Below are 15297 nucleotides of genomic sequence, written 5' to 3' on the forward strand. Positions count from 1 at the left end.
GTGGGGGAAGGTGGATCGGCGCGTAGCGCCGAGACGGATGAGGGGTGTTCCAGCGGAGTGAGACGTCGGCATTGCCTGGAGCACCCGTCATCCGACCTCGCTTCGCGAGGCCACCTTCTCCCACAAGGGGAGAAGGAAGAAGCGCGTCCTTACTCGCCCGGCCCCTTGCAGGCGACGATCTGGTCCTTCGTATACGTCGTCCAGTCCGGGATCGAGATCGAGACCGGCCATTCGGGGCTGAGCGACGGGTCGGCGGCGGCTTTCAGCTTGGCCTTGCCTTCCTCGGTGGCGTTTTCCCAGAGCTGCGGCTGCACCAGAACGGTCTGCTGTGCCGGCTTCTTGCCGTCGAGGATCTGCAGCGCCAGCGTCACGCCCGCGCCGCCGATCGAGCCGGGGTTGGTGACGGCAGCGCCGACGAGGCCCTTTACCGAGCTCAGCTGGCCGACGAAGCCGGCATTGTCGGCACCGACGATCGGCACCAGCGGCGCCTGCGATTCCACCAGCGCGTCGACGATGACGTTGTCGATGCCGGAGGTCCAGATGCCGTTGATCGGCGTTCCCGTCGACAGGAAGGAGAGGATCTGCTGCTTGGCCTGGTCTTGCTGCCAGCCGGTGAAGACTTCCTGCGCCACCTTCACGTCGGGGAATTCGGCCAGCGCCTTCTTGAAGCCTTTGTCGCGGTCGGAGTCAGCCGAAGCGCCGGCGGCGCCGCGCATGTAAAACACCTCGCCCTTGCCGCCCATCTGCTGGAACAGCCATTTGGCGCCGAGATAGGCATATTCCTCCTGGTTGTTGGAGATGATGTAGGCCGACGGCTCGGTGACCGCCTGGTCGACGGCAACGACGACGATGCCGGCCTTGGTGGCTTCCTCCAGGCCCGCCTTGATGCCGGCCGGATCGGCCGGGTTGACGACGATGGCGTCGACCTTGGCGCTGATCAGGTTGCGGATGTCTTCCAACTGGCCGGCGGCATCGGTGTTGCGGTGGGCGATGTTGAGTTTCGCCACTTCGCCGGAAGCCAGCGCCTGCGCCTTCATGGCGCACACCATCTCCTCGCGCCAGCCATTGCCCTGCACAGTGTTGGAAATGCCGATCGTGTATTTGCCGGCGGCCGACGAGACGCCCATTGAGGCCAGCAAGGCAGCGCCCGCAAGGAGCGGGACCATGGTCAGGATTTTCTTCATTTCAGACTTCCTCCACATTGTTTTTCAGTTTCAGTTCCAAGTCGTTGAGGCATGCCGTTCAGAAAGAGAGTCAGGCGGCTCAACTCGTTGTTCTCCGCATGTCGTTACCGGCATGCTTTTCACTTGACGTAGGGCCGCAGAACGTCGCGGGCGAGCAGAAAACCCCGCTTCACCTGCTCGTCGCTGCCTTCAAACCGCCTGTCCTCATGTTCGATGATGACCGATCCGTCATAGCCGGCGCGGTAGAGGCCGGAGAAGAAGCCGCTCCAGTCGACATCGCCCAGCCCCGGCATGCGCGGCACCTGCCAGCCTATCCCGGCCGAGAGGATTCCGCGCTCGTACAAACCATCATGATCAATCATCAAATCCTTGGCGTGGACATGCAGCATGTAGGGGCCGAATTCCCTGATGAAGCGGGCCTGGTCGATCATCTGCCAGACCAGGTGCGAGGGGTCGAAATTCATGCCGATATCGCCGCCCCAGGTCTCCAGGATGCGGCGCCAGACCTGCGGCGAATAGGCGATGTTGTGCCCGCCCGGCCATTCGTCATAGCTGAAGATCATCGGGCAGTTCTCGAGGGCAAGCTTGATGCCATGGCCGCGCGCAAAAGCGACGATTTCGGGCCAGACTTTCAGCGCGTCCTGCCAGTTGTCGTCGACGGTCTTGGACGCATCGCCGCCGCAGAAGGTGTTGACCACGGGCACGCCCATATTGGCGGCCAGCACGATCACCTTCTTCAGATGGCCGATCACCGCCTCGCGATGCGCGGCATCCGGATGCAGCGGGTTGGGATAATAGCCGAGGCCGGAGATGGTCAGGTGCTTTTCCGCCAGCGAGGCGGTAATTTCTTTCGCCTTTGCGGGCGAGGTGGAGGCCGCGTCGATATGGCTGGTACCGGCATAGCGCCGCGTCGCACCGGAGGTTTTCGGCCAGCAGGCGATTTCCAGCGCCTCGAAGCCGGCAGAGCTGGCCCAGGCGGCGACATCGGCAAGCGGCGTCTCCGCGAAGGGTGCGGTGAGCAGTCCAAGTTTCATAGTGCCTCCCCTGGCCGTGTCTTCACGGTCGATGTTTATAATGCCTATTGTTTGGATCGTTTCAACCTTGCGGCCTCATCATGTTCGAGACTGTGCCGGACAGCCGCCGTCGGATCGTCCGAAAGCAGCTCGCCCAGCGCCGAAGTCACGGCCGCGCGAAACGCAGCGTTCGCGGCAAGGCCAGGGTCGAAGATCGTGTCGATGGCAAGGATGGCCGAAGCCAGAGCCGGTGCATCGCGGCCAGTGGCGTCGGCGATCTTGGCGACTTTGCCGGCATAGGGATCCGACACCGGCCAGCGTTTGCCGAAGCGGTCCGAGGCCTGGATCAGATAGGCCATCCAGCCGGCGACCGGCACCGACAGCAAGCCGATGGAGGCGCCCTGGCGCAGCCGGTCGCGGATCGGGTTGAGCAGGCGTTGCACGATCTTCTGCGAGCCATCGGTGGCGATCTGGTGGTTGCGGTGGCGGATCGCCGTGTTCTTCAGCCGGCCGAGGCTCTGCTCGACATAGGCCGGTGGATTCATGCCGGGCACCGGCATCAGCGTCGGCAGCGTCTGCTCGACCAGCATGCGCCTGATGAAGGCCGACAGCAGCGGGTCGGCGATGGCATCCGATGTATGCTCCAGCCCGGCCAGCACGCCGAGCGTGGCGAGCGTCGTCTGGGCGCCGTTCAGCACCCGCATCTTGAGATGCTCGAACGGCGTGACGTCGTCGACGAAGGTCGCGCCGACCAGGTCCCAGCGCGGCACGCGGCCGGCGAATTTCTGCTCGATCACCCATTGCCGGAACGGCTCGCCGACGGCGACGGCGGCGTCGCGGTAGCCGAACCATTGCTCGACACTGTCGAGATCATCCTGCGTCACCGCCGGCGCGATGCGGTCGACCATGGCCGACGGGAAGGCGGCATTGGCCGCGATCCAGTCGGCAAGGCCATTGCCGCGCCGTTCGGCAAAGCTCCGCACGACGGTTTCCAGGATGACGCCGTTGGCCGGGATGTTGTCGCAGGAGAGCAGCGTCAGGGGCCGGCCATGCGTGGCCCGCCGCAGCTCCAGCGCCCGCGCGAGGATGCCGGGCACGCTGCGCGGCGCATGAGGGTTGGCGAGATCATGGACGATGTCGGGATGATCGAGATCGAGCGCGCCGCTCGACGGGATGTGGCAATAGCCTTTCTCCGTCACGGTCATCGTCACCAGTTCGATATCGCGCGAGGACAGCACCGTGAGTGCCGGTGCGGCACTTGCCTGGCTGTCCACCACCTTCACGATGCTGCCGATGACGCGAGCCTCGATATGGCTGTTTTCGCGAATCAGCCTTGTGTAGAGCCCGCTCTGCCGGCCGAGCGTGTCGGCAAGGGTGGGCGGACGGATATTGATGCCGACAACGCCCCAGCGGTCGAACTGGCGCGCCAGCAAATCATCGGTGTATTCGGCCTGGTGGCAGCGGTGGAACGCGCCGACGCCGAGATGCGCCATGCCAGGCGCAAGAGTTGCCCGGTCATATCCAGGCGTCCGGACAGCGGCCGGAAGCTGATCCAGCAAGGCCGGCCCGAGCGTTTCCGGCGCTGTCGAAGTGGCGTTCACCGGTTCGCCCCGATCACCGACTGCTCCTGGTCGATCACGGCGCCGGTCATCGGCCCGGCCGCGTCGGAAAGCAGGAAGACGGCAAGGTTGGCGATATCGTCCGGCTTGAGCAGCCTGCCGAAAGGCTGCGCGGCATTGGCGGCGTCGAGCCAGCCCGGACCGTGGCCCAGCGTCTCGGACTGCATCACGCGTTCGGCCGGCGTGTCGGTCCAGCCGACATTGATGCCGTTGACGCGGATGCGGTCGAAACGGTGGGCGTTGGCGGCGTTCTTGGTCAGCGTCGCAAGCGCACCCTTGGTGGCGGAATAGACGGCGAGTTCGGGGGAGCCGCAATGGGCGTTGATCGACAGGATGTTGACGATGGCGCCGGGCTCCCCGCGCTTCCTCATGTCGGCAATCGCCGCCTGCATCAGGAAGAACGGCGCGCGCGCATTGACGGCGAACAGCGAAGCCCAGTCGTCGAGGCTGGCATCGAGGAAGGAAGCGCGGTCGGTCAGGCCGGCGGCGTTGACGAGGCCATCGATGCGGCCGAAGCGGTCGATGCAGGCCTGCGCCAGCAGGACAGGGGCCTGCGGGTCTCCAAGGTCGGCGGCGACGAAGACGGTCGGCGTCCCGATGGCCGACAGTTCTGCCGCCACGGCGTCGCCGCGCTTGCCGTCGCGTCCGGTGATCAGCAGCCCGCCGGCGCCGGCGTGCGCCAGCGCCTCGGCGATGGCGCGGCCGATGCCTTGCGTCGCGCCGGTGACCAGCACGACCTTACCTTGGAGATGAAGCTCCATTCCTCCTCCCGGAACAAAGTTTCTATTTTTTAAAATATGGAACGGCAATTCCCGATAGTCAATTGTGCCAGCAGCGCCTCATGCGCCGCGTTTTGCCGCGACGCCTTGGACCAGCGCCATGCCGACCGCCAGAGACGCCGCCAGCGAGCGGAAGCCGGCGAAGTCGGATTCCACGACTTCCAGCCAACTGTCCGACAAAGCGATCAGCGGGCTGAAGGTGCTGTCGGTGATGGTGACGATGCGGGCCTTGCGTTCATGCGCCACCGCGACAAGGTCGGGCGTGATCGAATTGTAGGGGCTGAAGGAAACGGCCAGCACGGCATCTCGGCCGCCGATGCAGCCGACCTGGTCGAGCGCGGAGGAGCCGACATTGTCGACCAGCACATTGCGCACGCCTTGCTGCGACAAGGTCAGCGACAGATAGGCGGTGACCGGGAAGGCGCGCTTGGAGCCGATGACATAGATCAGCTCGGCCGCCGCCAGCAGCGTCACCATCTTCTCGAAGCTCTCGACGTCGAAGCCGGTCTCGATGCGGCCGAGCGAGGCCTGCGAGGCGCCGACCATGCCGCGCAGGAAATGCATGGCGGCGTTGGGTTCGACCTCGGCGCGCGGCTCGCCGCGCGCTTCCGGCCAGGAGCCCTTTACGTGTTCCTTGAACAGGCCCTGGAAATCGGAAAAGCCGGAATAGCCGAAGATCTGGGCAAAGCGCACCAGCGTCGAGGGCTGCACGCCCGCCTGTGCCGCCACCTGGGCGATGGTGCCGAGTGCGACATCGCTCGGATGCTGCCACATGAAGATCGCCACCTGGCGCAGCCGCTTGGGAAAATGCACGGTGCCGGAGGAGAGCACGGCGCGCAGTTCCTCATAGGTCTGCGGCTTGATGTAGCCCAACGCCGCCAGCGAGCGCCCGCGCTTGCGCGTCGCCGCCTCGTCGGCATGAGATCGTCCCGAAGATTTGCCCGCCCCACTCATGATCGCAGGCTAGCGTGGCACAATCGTATTACAATACGGAAATTGGAAATTGTGTTCGAAAGTGTTAGGCCTCACCGTCGTCATCCTAGGGCGAAGCAGGAGCGAAGCTCCGTCGCGGAGACCCTAGGATCCATGCCGTTACGGAAGGGAAAATTCCGCACCGTCGCAACGCCTTGAAGTCACGGCATGGATCCTGGGGTCTGCGCCGCGTCGCTGCGCTCCTTGCTCCGCCCCAGGATGACGAAGTGATAGGTGGAGGAGAAAACATGGTCTACGCAACATCGGATGGGTCGGCGGGCAAGCGCCTGAGGGTCGGCATGGTCGGCGGCGGCCGCAATGCCTTCATCGGCGCCGTGCATCGGCTGGCCATGCGCCTCGACGACCAGATCGTGCTGGTGGCCGGTGCGCTGTCCTCCGACCCGGAGAACGCCGCCGCCTCGGCCGCCGAGATCGGCATCGCGCCGGAGCGCAGCTATGCCGATTATCACGCCATGGCGCTGGCGGAAGCCGGGCGCCCTGATGGCATTGAGGCGGTCGTCATCGTCACGCCCAACCATCTGCACGCACCGATTGCCACCGCCTTCCTCGAGGCGGGCATCGATGTGATCTGCGACAAGCCGCTGTCGACGACGCTCAGCGACGCCGAGGCGCTGGTGACGCTGGCGCGCGCCAAAAAACGCCGCTTCGTCGTGACGCTGAACAACACCGGCTACGCCATGGTCCGGCAGGCGCGCGAAATGGTGATGGCGGGCGAACTCGGGCGGATCGTGTCGGTGCATGGCGCCTACATCCAGGACTGGCTGACCAAGCCGATCGACGCCGAGGGCCAGAAGCAGGCGGAATGGCGCACCGATCCGGCGCGAGCAGGGCAGTCGGCGGTGCTGGCCGATATCGGCGTGCATGCCTTCAATCTGGCGAGCTATATTTCGGGTCGTGAGGCCGAGGCGGTGTCGGCGGACCTGTTCACCGCGGTGCCCGGACGCCGGCTCGACGACAATGCGCATGTCATGGTGCGCTGGGCTGATGGAGCACGCGGCACGATCCTGGCCAGCCAGACATCGCCCGGCCACTACAATGATCTGTCCGTGCGCATCTATGGCGACAAAGCCGGGCTCGAATGGTGGGGCGGGCGGCCGGAGGAACTGCGCTTCTCGCGCTATGGCGAGGAAACCCGCACGCTGGTGCGCGGCGGCCATGGTTCGACCGAAGAAAGCCGGCGCGTCTCGCGCATGCCGGCGGCGCATCCGGAAGGCTATATCGAGGCCTTCGCCAATTTCTACCGCGACGCCGCCGACATCATCCGCGCGCATCGCTCCGGTGGCGTGCTCGATGCCGCGCGTGCGGCGCGGGTGCCGGACGTTGTCGATGGCGCGCGTGGCGTGAAGTTCGTCGCGGCGGCGGTGGAGTCGAATGCGACGGGTGGCGCGTGGACTGCGGCGCGGTTTGCGGGGTGACAGCCGATCTCCCCTACGAAGGGAGATTGGCAGCTTTGCCGCCGGCAATCACCCGATCCCCAGCCGCTTCGCCAGATCCGACAGCATCGGGCGCTGGCCCTGCAGAAGTTTTACCTCCGCCTCCGGCAGGCTGAACCAGCCGGCCCTGTCGACCTCCGGAAATTCTTTCATCGACCCAGATCGCGGCGGCCATTCCATGGTGAAGCTGTTGCTCTTGATCGTGGCGACATCGATCTCGGTGCTAGCCTCGACCGACCAGGCAATGACGATCTTGCCGCCCGGTTGCTTGTAGTCGCCGAGGCGCGCGAAGGGGCCGTCGATTGTGATGCCGAGCTCTTCCCCGGTCTCGCGTTGCGCTGCCGCCAGTTCGTCCTCGTCCTCGTCGACGAGGCCTTTCGGGATCGACCAGGCGCCGTCGTCCTTCTTTGCCCAGAACGGGCCGCCCGGGTGAACCAGAAGCACCTGGATATCCCCATCGTTTCGACGATAAATCAGCAGGCCCGCACTGCGTTTTGCCATTTTTGCATGTCCGTTTGCGGCGCCGGTGCGAGGCCCGCCGATTCTTGAGTCGATCATGCGTGCTGAACTTGCACCGGGAAATTGCGACGCTATGTCAGATGCATCTGCATTGCACCTCATCCGCGAGTTCGGCAATCTGATAGCATCGATTCTGGGGCGGCGTCGAAATCAGTTGGGGCGTCCGGAATGCAACTCGGTCTGATCGGCTACTACAGCGATTTCGTGGTCTATCCGCTGGTGATCGCCCTTCTGGGCGTGGCCGGGCTGATCGAGGCCGGGGAGGAGAGTGCGCCGGACTGGATCGGCACGGTGGTGATCTGTCTCGGCCTTTGGACGTTGATCGAATACGTCCTGCACCGCTTCGTCCTGCATCATGTTCCCTACATCAGGGATCTGCACGACCGTCATCACGTCGAAGAGCGCAGTCCGGTGGGCACGCCGACCTGGCTCAGCCTGGGCGTGCATGCGTTGATCGCGCTGCCCATCTGGTTGCTCTCGGATTTCGCGACCGCCAGCGCGGTCGGCTGCGGGCTGATGCTGGGCTATCTCTGGTACATCAGCGTCCACCACATGATCCACCACTGGCATCCCGCCCATCCCAGCTATCTCTACACGCTCAAGCGCCGCCACGCGGTGCATCACCATATCGACGACAACGCCAATTTCGGCGTGACGTCGCTTTTCTGGGATCGGGTTTTCGGCACGGCCCGGCTTTGAGGGCAGTAGGGCAGCCGTTCAACGTCGCTTGCCGCGGCCGGCGGGTGACTTGGCGCCGCGAGGTCCCGTCTGAACCGGCGTGTTGTTCTGGTTTTCGTCGGACAGTTTGCGCCAGCGGGCCAGGCGCTCCGGATCGAGCGTGCCGGCCTTCGACGCTGCCTGCACCGCGCAGCCCGGCTCGTGCATATGCGTGCAGTCGCGGAACTTGCACAGCGGCGCCAACTCGGTGATTTCGGCGAACAGCGTGTCGATGCCGTAGGCGACGTCGCTGACCTGCAGCGTGCGCATGCCCGGCGTGTCGATCACCCAGCCGCCACCGGCAATGGCATGCAGCGACCGCGCCGTGGTGGTGTGGCGTCCCTTGGCGTCGTGTTCGCGAATGGCGCCGGTCTGCTGCGGTGATTGCTGCGCGGATCCGGCCAACGTGTTGACCAGTGTCGATTTGCCGACGCCGGAGGAACCGATCAGCGCCACCGTCTGCCCCGCGCCGCACCAGGCCGCGAGTGCGCCCGCGGCGTCCGCGATGCGCGGGTTCAGCGTCACCACGGCCAATCCGCGCTGCAGCGCGGCGGCCTGGCTTTGGTACGCCTCGGCGTCCTCGGCCGTATCGGCCTTGGTCAACAGGATCACGGGTGTCGTTCCGGCCTCGTTGGCCAGCGCCAGATAGCGTTCGAGCCGGGCGATGTTGAAGTCGGCATTGCAGGACGTGACGATGAACAGCGTGTCGACATTGGCCGCTGCCAGCTGTGGCCCCCTGCCGCCCTGGACGCGGCGCTCCAGAACCGTCTTGCGGGTCAGGCGACGCCGCAGAAGGTGACTGTGCGGCTCGACCAGCACCCAGTCGCCGACGGCGTAGTCGCCGGTGGTGGCCTGCGGCGCCAGGGACAGGTCGGTTTGTCCCGTCTGCGACAGGCCGCTCAGCCGGTCTCGATGGACCATGGCAATGCGGGTCGGAATGAGGTCTGCATCGCCCGGTTCAAGCTGGTCGCCGAAAAATTCCGACCATCCAAGGCCGGCAAGGGAGGGGGAAGAGGCCGTCACGGCTTCGACCAAGGGCACGGCGTCGCTGACATCGGACAGTGTTCCCGGCAGGATGGGAGAGGCGCGGACCTCTCGGGATGGGCGATCCGCCCGTCCCGCTGTATGGGCGGCACGGCGGGGTTTGGCAAGCGTTGCCGGTTGTCGCAACAGCCCGGTGAAGATAGATTTGTGTCGGGGTCTGAAGCAGGGGCGCGCCGGGAATGCTTCTGCCATTCTTGCATTGGCCTGCAACTCGTCGCCACGGCAGGCTGAAATATCTGGCTCTTTTCGCGCCGTTCATCCTCTTGTCCGGCTACATCGCCTATGGCTTTGTCGGCATCCAGATTGACTCGCCGCTCGCCGCCTTAAGGCACTTTGCCGCGCTCCCCAACTGTGCGGCCGCCCGCGCCGTCGGGCTTGCCCCCGCGCGCAGGGGACAGCCGGGCTATTGGCCGACGCATGATTCCGACAAGGACGGGATCGCCTGTGAGCCTTGGCATGGGGGAAGCGGCAGCGGCGTCGGCGTGCATCGCTATTGGCGGACCGGCGGATAGCTCACAGTTCCTTTTCCGCCAGTTCCCTGAATTCGTCAGGCACGGAGCGCGCCGCTTCCAGCGCCACCGTGCCGTAGCCGACGGCCTGCTTGCCGAAGCGTTCGCGGATCTTGTCGATGGCGCGGTCGGCGCCGAAGCGGGCGAGGCCTTTTTTGCTGCCGGGCCGGCGCTTCTCGTCGGCGAGGCCAAGCGGCAGGTCGAGCTGCAGTTCCGCGCTTTCCTCCAGATGCGAGACCGAGATCGCCAGCAGCGAGATGGTCTTTTCGTGTGAATGGTCGGCGAGCACGCCGCGCACAAGGTCGCCGGCGATCTCGGCCAGCATGGTGGTCGCCGAGATAGGCTGATCCAGCGTGATCGAACGCGTGACGGCGCTGAGATCGGCAAAGCGCACGCGCACCGTCACCGTGCGGCCCGGCCGCGCCTTGGCGCGCAGCCGGCTGGCGACGCGGTCGGCCAGATGCAGCAGCGTCGGCACGATCACCTGCGCCACGGCAGGCTTTTGCCCAAGCGCCGATTGCGCGCCGGCCGAGTGTGCCCGGCGCCCGGTCTCCAGTTTCCGCGGATCGCGGTTCCATGCGAGAGCGGCGAGCTTTTCGCCGGCGGCGGGACCGAGCAGCCGCGTCAGCGCGCCGCTATGCGTCCTGGCCAGCTCGCCGATGGTCTCGATGCCGATTTCGGCCAGCCGCGCCTTGGTCGCCGGACCGACGCCCCACATCAACGAGACCGGCAAATCGTGCAGGAAGGCCAGTTCGTTGCCGGGGTCGACCACCACCAGCCCGTCGGGCTTGGCGACCTGCGAGGCGATCTTGGCCAGATGCTTGGTGCGGGCGACGCCGATCGAGATCGGCAGGCCGAGTTCGGCCCGCACGCGGCGGCGGATCGCCGTGGCGATCTCTTGCGGCTGCCCGAACAGATGCGTGCAGCCGGCGACATCGGCGAAGGCCTCGTCGATGGAAATGCGCTCGACCACCGGCGTGAAATCGTCGAGCACCTTGATCGCCGCGTCGCCCAGCCGCTGGTAGTGGCTGAAATTGCCGCCAACGAAGATCAGTTGCGGGCAAAGCTCGCGCGCCTTGCGCCCCGGCATGCCGCCGCGCACGCCGAAGGCGCGCGCTTCATAGGAGGCGGCGAGCACCACGCCGCCGCCGACCGCGATCGGCTTGCCGCGTAGCGACGGGTCGAGCAGCTGCTCGACCGAGGCATAGAAGGCATCGAGATCGGCATGCAGGATGGTGGCTGTCGTTTCCATCCGGCTGCATATCCGCGGTTGCTGATGGATCGGAACGAATAGAGAACATAACATGTACATCTGTCAAGCGGCATGTCCGCGTCCGGCTGTATCGCCTGCTCTCTTCCCGCGAAAATTGCGCGGCCCATGTCGGATCGCGGTTTTCAACAACGTCTTCAAGACGGGCAACGAGGCTGTCAGCATGCCTGAATGCGGAAGGAGCACGACATGACCGACCACATCATCGCGCCTTACTCGGACTGGTTTGAGGCGCACAAATCGCATCTCGCAAAGGAGAAGGCGTTGACCCGACAGCGTCAACAACTCGCGGCGGAGCGGCGCGCGCTGCCGTGGCTGCGCATCGACAAGCTCTACGAGTTCGATACGACCCAGGGCAGGAAATCGCTGGCCGATCTCTTCGGGGGTCGCAGCCAGTTGATCATTTATCACTTCATGTTTCCGCCCAATGCGGACTATCGCTGCACCGGCTGTTCATTCCTTTGCGACCACATCGACGCCGCCAACCAGCATCTCAGGCATCACGACGTCTCCCTGGTCGTCTGCGCGCGCGCTCCCCTGGCCGAGCTCATGGATTTCAAGGCGCGGATGAATTGGCAGTTCGATTGGGTTTCGTCATTCGGCAGCGATTTCAATTTCGACTTCCAGGTGTCGTTCACCGAGGACCAGATCAAGTCGGGCAAGGTGCTGTTCAATTTCGAAGAGGTCGCGATGAAAGGCAGGGATCGCGGCGGCGCGACCGTTTTCTACAGGGATGACGATGGCACGATCTACTGCACTTTCCAGGTGCGGAGCCGGGGCGGCGAGAACCTGATCGGGACCTATAGCTATCTCGACCTCACTCCCATCGGCCGCAATGAAAACGGGCCATCGCATACGCTGGGCGATTGGGTTCGCCTTCACGACGAGTATGATGGCTGACGATCCGTCATCGCCGCGCGGTTGGGGCGCCTCGGCCTCGCGGCATCCTTCAAGAGTTTCGGCGATCATGTGTTCGCCAGATGTTCGGCCCGCAGCGCCGCCTTCATCCGTTCCAGCGCCGGCTCGCCGCCGGCCGCCAGTTCGTCGGCGGTGCGGGCGAGCTGATCGTCGGCCTTGCGGTGCTTGCTGCCCCAGGCGCCGAGCGTGGCCAGCACCGGCAACAGGTCGATGCCGGCTTCCGTCAGCCGGTAGATCGCCTTCAGCCCGTGGCTCGGATCGTCGCTGCGGGTGAGGATGCCTTCGTCCTGCAGGGTCTGCAGCCGCTCGGCCAGCGTGCGCGAGGAGATGCCTTCATCCGATTGCAGGAATTCGCGAAAATGCGTTTTCCCGGCGAAGACCAGATCGCGGATGATGAGCAGCGTCCAACGGTCGCCGAGCAGTTCCAGCGACAGGCTGATCGGGCAGCCGGACCTTTCGCGCGTCGACATGTCTATGGTTCCATTTTTAAATCACTTTACTCTTGACACCATTTTTGCCTTGCGTCAACGGTTCCAAAAGTAAAGCAATTTTCTTTGAGCCGGACAGACGAGGAGACGACGATGAAGAAGCTTATCTTGCAGATGCAGATGTCGGTCGACGGTTTTGTCGGCGCCAATGACGACCATCGCTGGCAGCTCTGGGAATGGGGCGACGACATCGGCTGGGACGAGGAGCTGAAGCAGGATTTCAACACAGTCTTCGCCGGCATCGACACCATCCTGCTCAGCCGCAAGATGGCCGAGGAGGGCTATCTCGGCCATTGGGGCAATGCGGCGAAGAAGTTTCCACGCGATCCGTTCTACGCCTTCGCCCGGCGCGTCGTGGAGGTCCGGAAGGTGGTGCCGAGCGACAGGTTGAAAACTTCGCGCTGGGAGCACACGGCGGTGGTGAGCGGCGACCTGCCGCGCCAAGTCGAGGCGCTGAAGGGAGGCGAGGGCGGCGACATCATCGTCTTCGGCGGCGCCGGCTTTGCCTCGTCGCTGATCGCGGCCGGACTGGTCGACGAGTTCCAGCTGTTCATCAATCCGGCCGTGCTGGGTGCCGGCCGCCGCATCTTCGACCAGGGCGGTTTTCGTAACCTCCGGCTGCTCGGCTCGAAAGCCTATGCCTGCGGCATGGTGGTCAACCGCTACGCCCCGGCGCGGTGAGGGGGCACGGCGAAGGTTCCCGTCAAAAAACTGTGTGGGCAGAATCCTTTGCCCTCGTCTCTTCGTCTTCAAGGCGCGGTCGCCGGTGGGGCGGCCGCCTCACTGCAGACGGAGAGATGACGATGATCCTGGTGACGGGTGCCACGGGGCTGAACGGCAAGGCGATCGTGCACGAGTTCGCGCGGCAGGGGCATGAGGTGAGGGCGCTGGTGCGCGATGCGGACCGGGCGTCAGTGGCGGGGCTCGGCGGCCTTGTCGGCGTCGAACTGGTCGAGGGCGACATGCGCCTGGCGGACACACTTGGCGCGGCACTCGACGGCATCGACCGCGTGCTGATGATTTCGACCGCCGCCGACGACATGACGGAAACGCAGTGCCGTTTCATCGATGCCTGCGGCCGGGCCGGCGTCGCGCATGTGGTGAAGTTCTCCGGCGCCGAATCCAACATCGGCTACGATGCGAAGAGGTTCCGCTTCACCCGCATGCATGAGTAGGTCGAACGCTATCTGGAGGGGGCCGGCATGGCATGGACGCATCTGCGCCCCAGCCAGTTCATGCAGGTGTACCTGCGCGATGCACCGACCATTGCCGCCGAGGGCGCCTTCTATCTCGCGCTCGGCGAGACCGAACTGTCGCCGGTCGATGTCGAGGATATCGCCAAGGTGGCCTTCCGGCTGCTGCGCGATGGCGGCCATGAAGGCGAGAGTCTCGATATGACCGGGCCGCAGGCGCTGACGATGAGCGATATCGCCGCACTGATATCGCAGGCGATCGGCAAGCCGGTTCGCTATATCGATGTCAGCCCCGCAGAGCGGCGGCGCAACCTGCTGGCCAGCGGCGTCCCGGCCGGCTTTGCCGATGCGCTGGACGAACAACTGGCCGAGCGGCTGCGACGGCCGAAATCGCGGGTGCATCTGGTGACGCACGACATGTTCGGTGTGCGGCCGACGCCGTTCGTCGAATTCGCCCAACGCCACGCCGCGATGTTTCGGGGTGAGGGCTAGCCGGGGCGGAAAATCGTCCGCGGCGACGTATCCTTTTTGTCGGCCCATCCGTCTCTGCTGCTCGAAAGGTCGCGCGGTCCGCGATCCGTAACCCAGGAGAGCATCATGGCGAGCATCGAGAGCGAAGCAAACAGGAACCACTACGCGGCGATCGGCGCCAATGCCGGCAAAATGAGCCCGCAGGCGTTCGTCGAGTTCAACGATGCCAGTTGGACGGCGCTGACCGGCGAACCCGGCGGCGTCGACTATGTCGAGGTGGATGCCGGCGGCGTGCCTGCGCTATGGGTCGTGCCGAAGGGCGCGGACGAGCGGCGGGTGCTGTTTTATGCGCATGGCGGCGGCTTCGTCGGCGGCTCGATCTACACCCATCGCAAGCTGGTCGGCCATCTGGCCAAGGCCGTCGGCTGCCGGGCCTTGCTCTATGGCTATCCGCTGGCCGACCAGGCCAAGTATCCGGCCCAGCTCGAGGCGGCGATGACAGCCTGGGACTGGCTCATCGACCAGGACTTCGACACCAGGCGGATCGCGCTTGCCGCGGATTCCTGCGGCGCGGTGCTGACCTATGGCGTCCTGCAGCGGCTGCGCGCGCGGGAGCGGCCGCTGCCGGCCGCCACGCTGATCATCTCCGGCTGGTTCGACATGGCGCTGACCGCCACCAGTTACGAAACCAACCGTGAAAAGGATCCCTTCTTCGCCAAGGGAGGCGTCGACTGGCTGGTGACCAACTTCATCGGCGACTACGATCGGCTCGATCCGGAGGTCAGCCCGCTCTATGCCGATTTGAGTGGCTTTCCGCCGGTCTTCCTGCAGGCCGGCGCCGACGAGACGCTGGTCGACGAAAGCCGCATGTTCGCCGAGCGCGCGCGGCAGGCTGGCGTCGAGACGCGCCTCGACGTCTTCGACGACATGCTGCACTCCTTCCAGATGATGGCCGGCCGGGCGCCGGAGGCCGACGACGCGATCGGCCGCCTCGCCGCCTGGGTGCGGCCGAGGCTCGGGCTGCCGGATGCCGGTGACAATGCCGTCAGCGGCAAGGTCGCCGGCGGCAAGGCGGCGTAGGCATGAGAGGGCCGATCGGGTCGCACTTCGGGCTTGTGGATGCGCAGCGCTTGCGCAATGCTGCGGT

17 protein-coding genes are annotated in these 15297 nt (G+C 65.3%); 8 read left to right on the forward strand and 9 right to left on the reverse strand.

What is annotated here, in order from left to right:
• Positions 1 to 149: 149 nt before the first annotated feature.
• The 5 genes from JG747_RS15955 to JG747_RS15975 form a co-directional block, all read right to left on the reverse strand.
• Positions 150 to 1184, reverse strand: coding sequence for an ABC transporter substrate-binding protein (locus tag JG747_RS15955; protein WP_027047068.1), 1035 nt, complete (start codon positions 1182 to 1184; stop codon positions 150 to 152).
• A 119-nt stretch (positions 1185 to 1303) separates the two neighbouring features.
• Positions 1304 to 2218: a sugar phosphate isomerase/epimerase family protein gene (locus JG747_RS15960; protein WP_202362187.1), complete on the reverse strand. Its 915-nt coding sequence runs from the start codon at positions 2216 to 2218 to the stop codon at positions 1304 to 1306.
• 44 nt (positions 2219 to 2262) lie between these two features.
• On the reverse strand, positions 2263 to 3798 hold the full coding sequence (locus JG747_RS15965) for a mannitol dehydrogenase family protein (protein WP_202362188.1): 1536 nt from the start codon (positions 3796 to 3798) through the stop codon (positions 2263 to 2265).
• Positions 3795 to 4577: an SDR family oxidoreductase gene (locus JG747_RS15970; RefSeq protein WP_064981841.1), complete on the reverse strand. Its 783-nt coding sequence runs from the start codon at positions 4575 to 4577 to the stop codon at positions 3795 to 3797. The genes JG747_RS15965 and JG747_RS15970 overlap by 4 nt, the downstream gene beginning before the upstream one ends.
• A gap of 78 nt (positions 4578 to 4655) precedes the next feature.
• Positions 4656 to 5549: a MurR/RpiR family transcriptional regulator gene (locus tag JG747_RS15975; protein ID WP_064981839.1), complete on the reverse strand. Its 894-nt coding sequence runs from the start codon at positions 5547 to 5549 to the stop codon at positions 4656 to 4658.
• A gap of 266 nt (positions 5550 to 5815) precedes the next feature.
• Between JG747_RS15975 and JG747_RS15980 the strand changes: the two genes are divergently transcribed.
• On the forward strand, positions 5816 to 7003 hold the full coding sequence (locus JG747_RS15980) for a Gfo/Idh/MocA family protein (RefSeq protein WP_019859379.1): 1188 nt from the start codon (positions 5816 to 5818) through the stop codon (positions 7001 to 7003).
• Between the two features lie 48 nt (positions 7004 to 7051).
• Here the strand turns inward: JG747_RS15980 and JG747_RS15985 are convergent, their stop codons facing one another.
• Positions 7052 to 7522 carry an NUDIX domain-containing protein gene (locus JG747_RS15985; RefSeq protein ID WP_027047067.1) on the reverse strand — a complete coding sequence of 157 codons (471 nt, stop codon included), beginning with the start codon at positions 7520 to 7522 and terminating at the stop codon, positions 7052 to 7054.
• A gap of 186 nt (positions 7523 to 7708) precedes the next feature.
• Between JG747_RS15985 and JG747_RS15990 the strand changes: the two genes are divergently transcribed.
• On the forward strand, positions 7709 to 8239 hold the full coding sequence (locus JG747_RS15990) for a sterol desaturase family protein (protein ID WP_019859376.1): 531 nt from the start codon (positions 7709 to 7711) through the stop codon (positions 8237 to 8239).
• Between the two features lie 18 nt (positions 8240 to 8257).
• On the opposite strand, the gene rsgA is transcribed toward JG747_RS15990, so the two are convergent.
• Positions 8258 to 9298: a ribosome small subunit-dependent GTPase A gene (rsgA, locus tag JG747_RS15995; RefSeq protein ID WP_019859375.1), complete on the reverse strand. Its 1041-nt coding sequence runs from the start codon at positions 9296 to 9298 to the stop codon at positions 8258 to 8260.
• Positions 9299 to 9480: 182 nt separating this feature from the next.
• Here rsgA and JG747_RS16000 point away from each other — a divergent pair, with 182 nt between their 5' ends.
• Positions 9481 to 9813: an excalibur calcium-binding domain-containing protein gene (locus JG747_RS16000; protein WP_019859374.1), complete on the forward strand. Its 333-nt coding sequence runs from the start codon at positions 9481 to 9483 to the stop codon at positions 9811 to 9813.
• A 1-nt stretch (position 9814) separates the two neighbouring features.
• Here JG747_RS16000 and dinB read toward each other — a convergent pair whose 3' ends face one another.
• Entirely contained in the window at positions 9815 to 11062 is a 1248-nt protein-coding gene (gene dinB, locus JG747_RS16005) for a DNA polymerase IV (protein WP_019859373.1), read from the reverse strand.
• Between the two features lie 207 nt (positions 11063 to 11269).
• Between dinB and JG747_RS16010 the strand changes: the two genes are divergently transcribed.
• Positions 11270 to 11980, forward strand: a complete 711-nt coding sequence (locus JG747_RS16010) for a DUF899 domain-containing protein (protein WP_027047066.1) — start codon at positions 11270 to 11272, stop codon at positions 11978 to 11980.
• 65 nt (positions 11981 to 12045) lie between these two features.
• Here JG747_RS16010 and JG747_RS16015 read toward each other — a convergent pair whose 3' ends face one another.
• Complete coding sequence (locus JG747_RS16015; protein ID WP_064981832.1) at positions 12046 to 12468, reverse strand: winged helix-turn-helix transcriptional regulator; 423 nt, start codon at positions 12466 to 12468, stop codon at positions 12046 to 12048.
• Positions 12469 to 12579: 111 nt separating this feature from the next.
• Between JG747_RS16015 and JG747_RS16020 the strand changes: the two genes are divergently transcribed.
• The 4 genes from JG747_RS16020 to JG747_RS16030 all read left to right on the forward strand — a co-directional run bounded on the left by JG747_RS16020 (position 12580) and on the right by JG747_RS16030 (position 15230).
• Positions 12580 to 13167, forward strand: coding sequence for a dihydrofolate reductase family protein (locus JG747_RS16020; protein ID WP_019859370.1), 588 nt, complete (start codon positions 12580 to 12582; stop codon positions 13165 to 13167).
• Between the two features lie 116 nt (positions 13168 to 13283).
• A complete protein-coding gene (locus tag JG747_RS37820) occupies positions 13284 to 13661 on the forward strand; it encodes an NmrA family NAD(P)-binding protein (RefSeq protein WP_020628934.1) in 378 nt (125 codons plus the stop codon).
• Positions 13662 to 13688: 27 nt separating this feature from the next.
• Complete coding sequence (locus JG747_RS37825) at positions 13689 to 14171, forward strand: hypothetical protein (RefSeq protein WP_019859367.1); 483 nt, start codon at positions 13689 to 13691, stop codon at positions 14169 to 14171.
• A gap of 105 nt (positions 14172 to 14276) precedes the next feature.
• Positions 14277 to 15230, forward strand: coding sequence for an alpha/beta hydrolase (locus JG747_RS16030; RefSeq protein ID WP_019859366.1), 954 nt, complete (start codon positions 14277 to 14279; stop codon positions 15228 to 15230).
• Positions 15231 to 15297: the final 67 nt, after the last annotated feature.

This window comes from Mesorhizobium sp. 131-3-5 (assembly GCF_016756575.1).
Lineage (GTDB): Bacteria > Pseudomonadota > Alphaproteobacteria > Rhizobiales > Rhizobiaceae > Mesorhizobium > Mesorhizobium jarvisii.

Bases quoted from the DNA above. Each gene is read 5' to 3' on its own strand.
- JG747_RS15955 (WP_027047068.1), bottom strand. From the start codon at position 1,184: ATGAAGAAAATCCTGACCATGGTCCCGCTCCTTGCGGGCGCTGCCTTG.
- JG747_RS15960 (WP_202362187.1), bottom strand. From the start codon at position 2,218: ATGAAACTTGGACTGCTCACCGCACCCTTCGCGGAGACGCCGCTTGCC.
- JG747_RS15970 (WP_064981841.1), bottom strand. From the start codon at position 4,577: ATGGAGCTTCATCTCCAAGGTAAGGTCGTGCTGGTCACCGGCGCGACG.
- JG747_RS15975 (WP_064981839.1), bottom strand. From the start codon at position 5,549: ATGAGTGGGGCGGGCAAATCTTCGGGACGATCTCATGCCGACGAGGCG.
- JG747_RS15980 (WP_019859379.1), top strand. From the start codon at position 5,816: ATGGTCTACGCAACATCGGATGGGTCGGCGGGCAAGCGCCTGAGGGTC.
- JG747_RS15985 (WP_027047067.1), bottom strand. From the start codon at position 7,522: ATGGCAAAACGCAGTGCGGGCCTGCTGATTTATCGTCGAAACGATGGG.
- JG747_RS15990 (WP_019859376.1), top strand. From the start codon at position 7,709: ATGCAACTCGGTCTGATCGGCTACTACAGCGATTTCGTGGTCTATCCG.
- JG747_RS16000 (WP_019859374.1), top strand. From the start codon at position 9,481: ATGCTTCTGCCATTCTTGCATTGGCCTGCAACTCGTCGCCACGGCAGG.
- dinB (WP_019859373.1), bottom strand. From the start codon at position 11,062: ATGGAAACGACAGCCACCATCCTGCATGCCGATCTCGATGCCTTCTAT.
- JG747_RS16010 (WP_027047066.1), top strand. From the start codon at position 11,270: ATGACCGACCACATCATCGCGCCTTACTCGGACTGGTTTGAGGCGCAC.
- JG747_RS16015 (WP_064981832.1), bottom strand. From the start codon at position 12,468: ATGTCGACGCGCGAAAGGTCCGGCTGCCCGATCAGCCTGTCGCTGGAA.
- JG747_RS16020 (WP_019859370.1), top strand. From the start codon at position 12,580: ATGAAGAAGCTTATCTTGCAGATGCAGATGTCGGTCGACGGTTTTGTC.
- JG747_RS37820 (WP_020628934.1), top strand. From the start codon at position 13,284: ATGACGATGATCCTGGTGACGGGTGCCACGGGGCTGAACGGCAAGGCG.
- JG747_RS37825 (WP_019859367.1), top strand. From the start codon at position 13,689: ATGGCATGGACGCATCTGCGCCCCAGCCAGTTCATGCAGGTGTACCTG.
- JG747_RS16030 (WP_019859366.1), top strand. From the start codon at position 14,277: ATGGCGAGCATCGAGAGCGAAGCAAACAGGAACCACTACGCGGCGATC.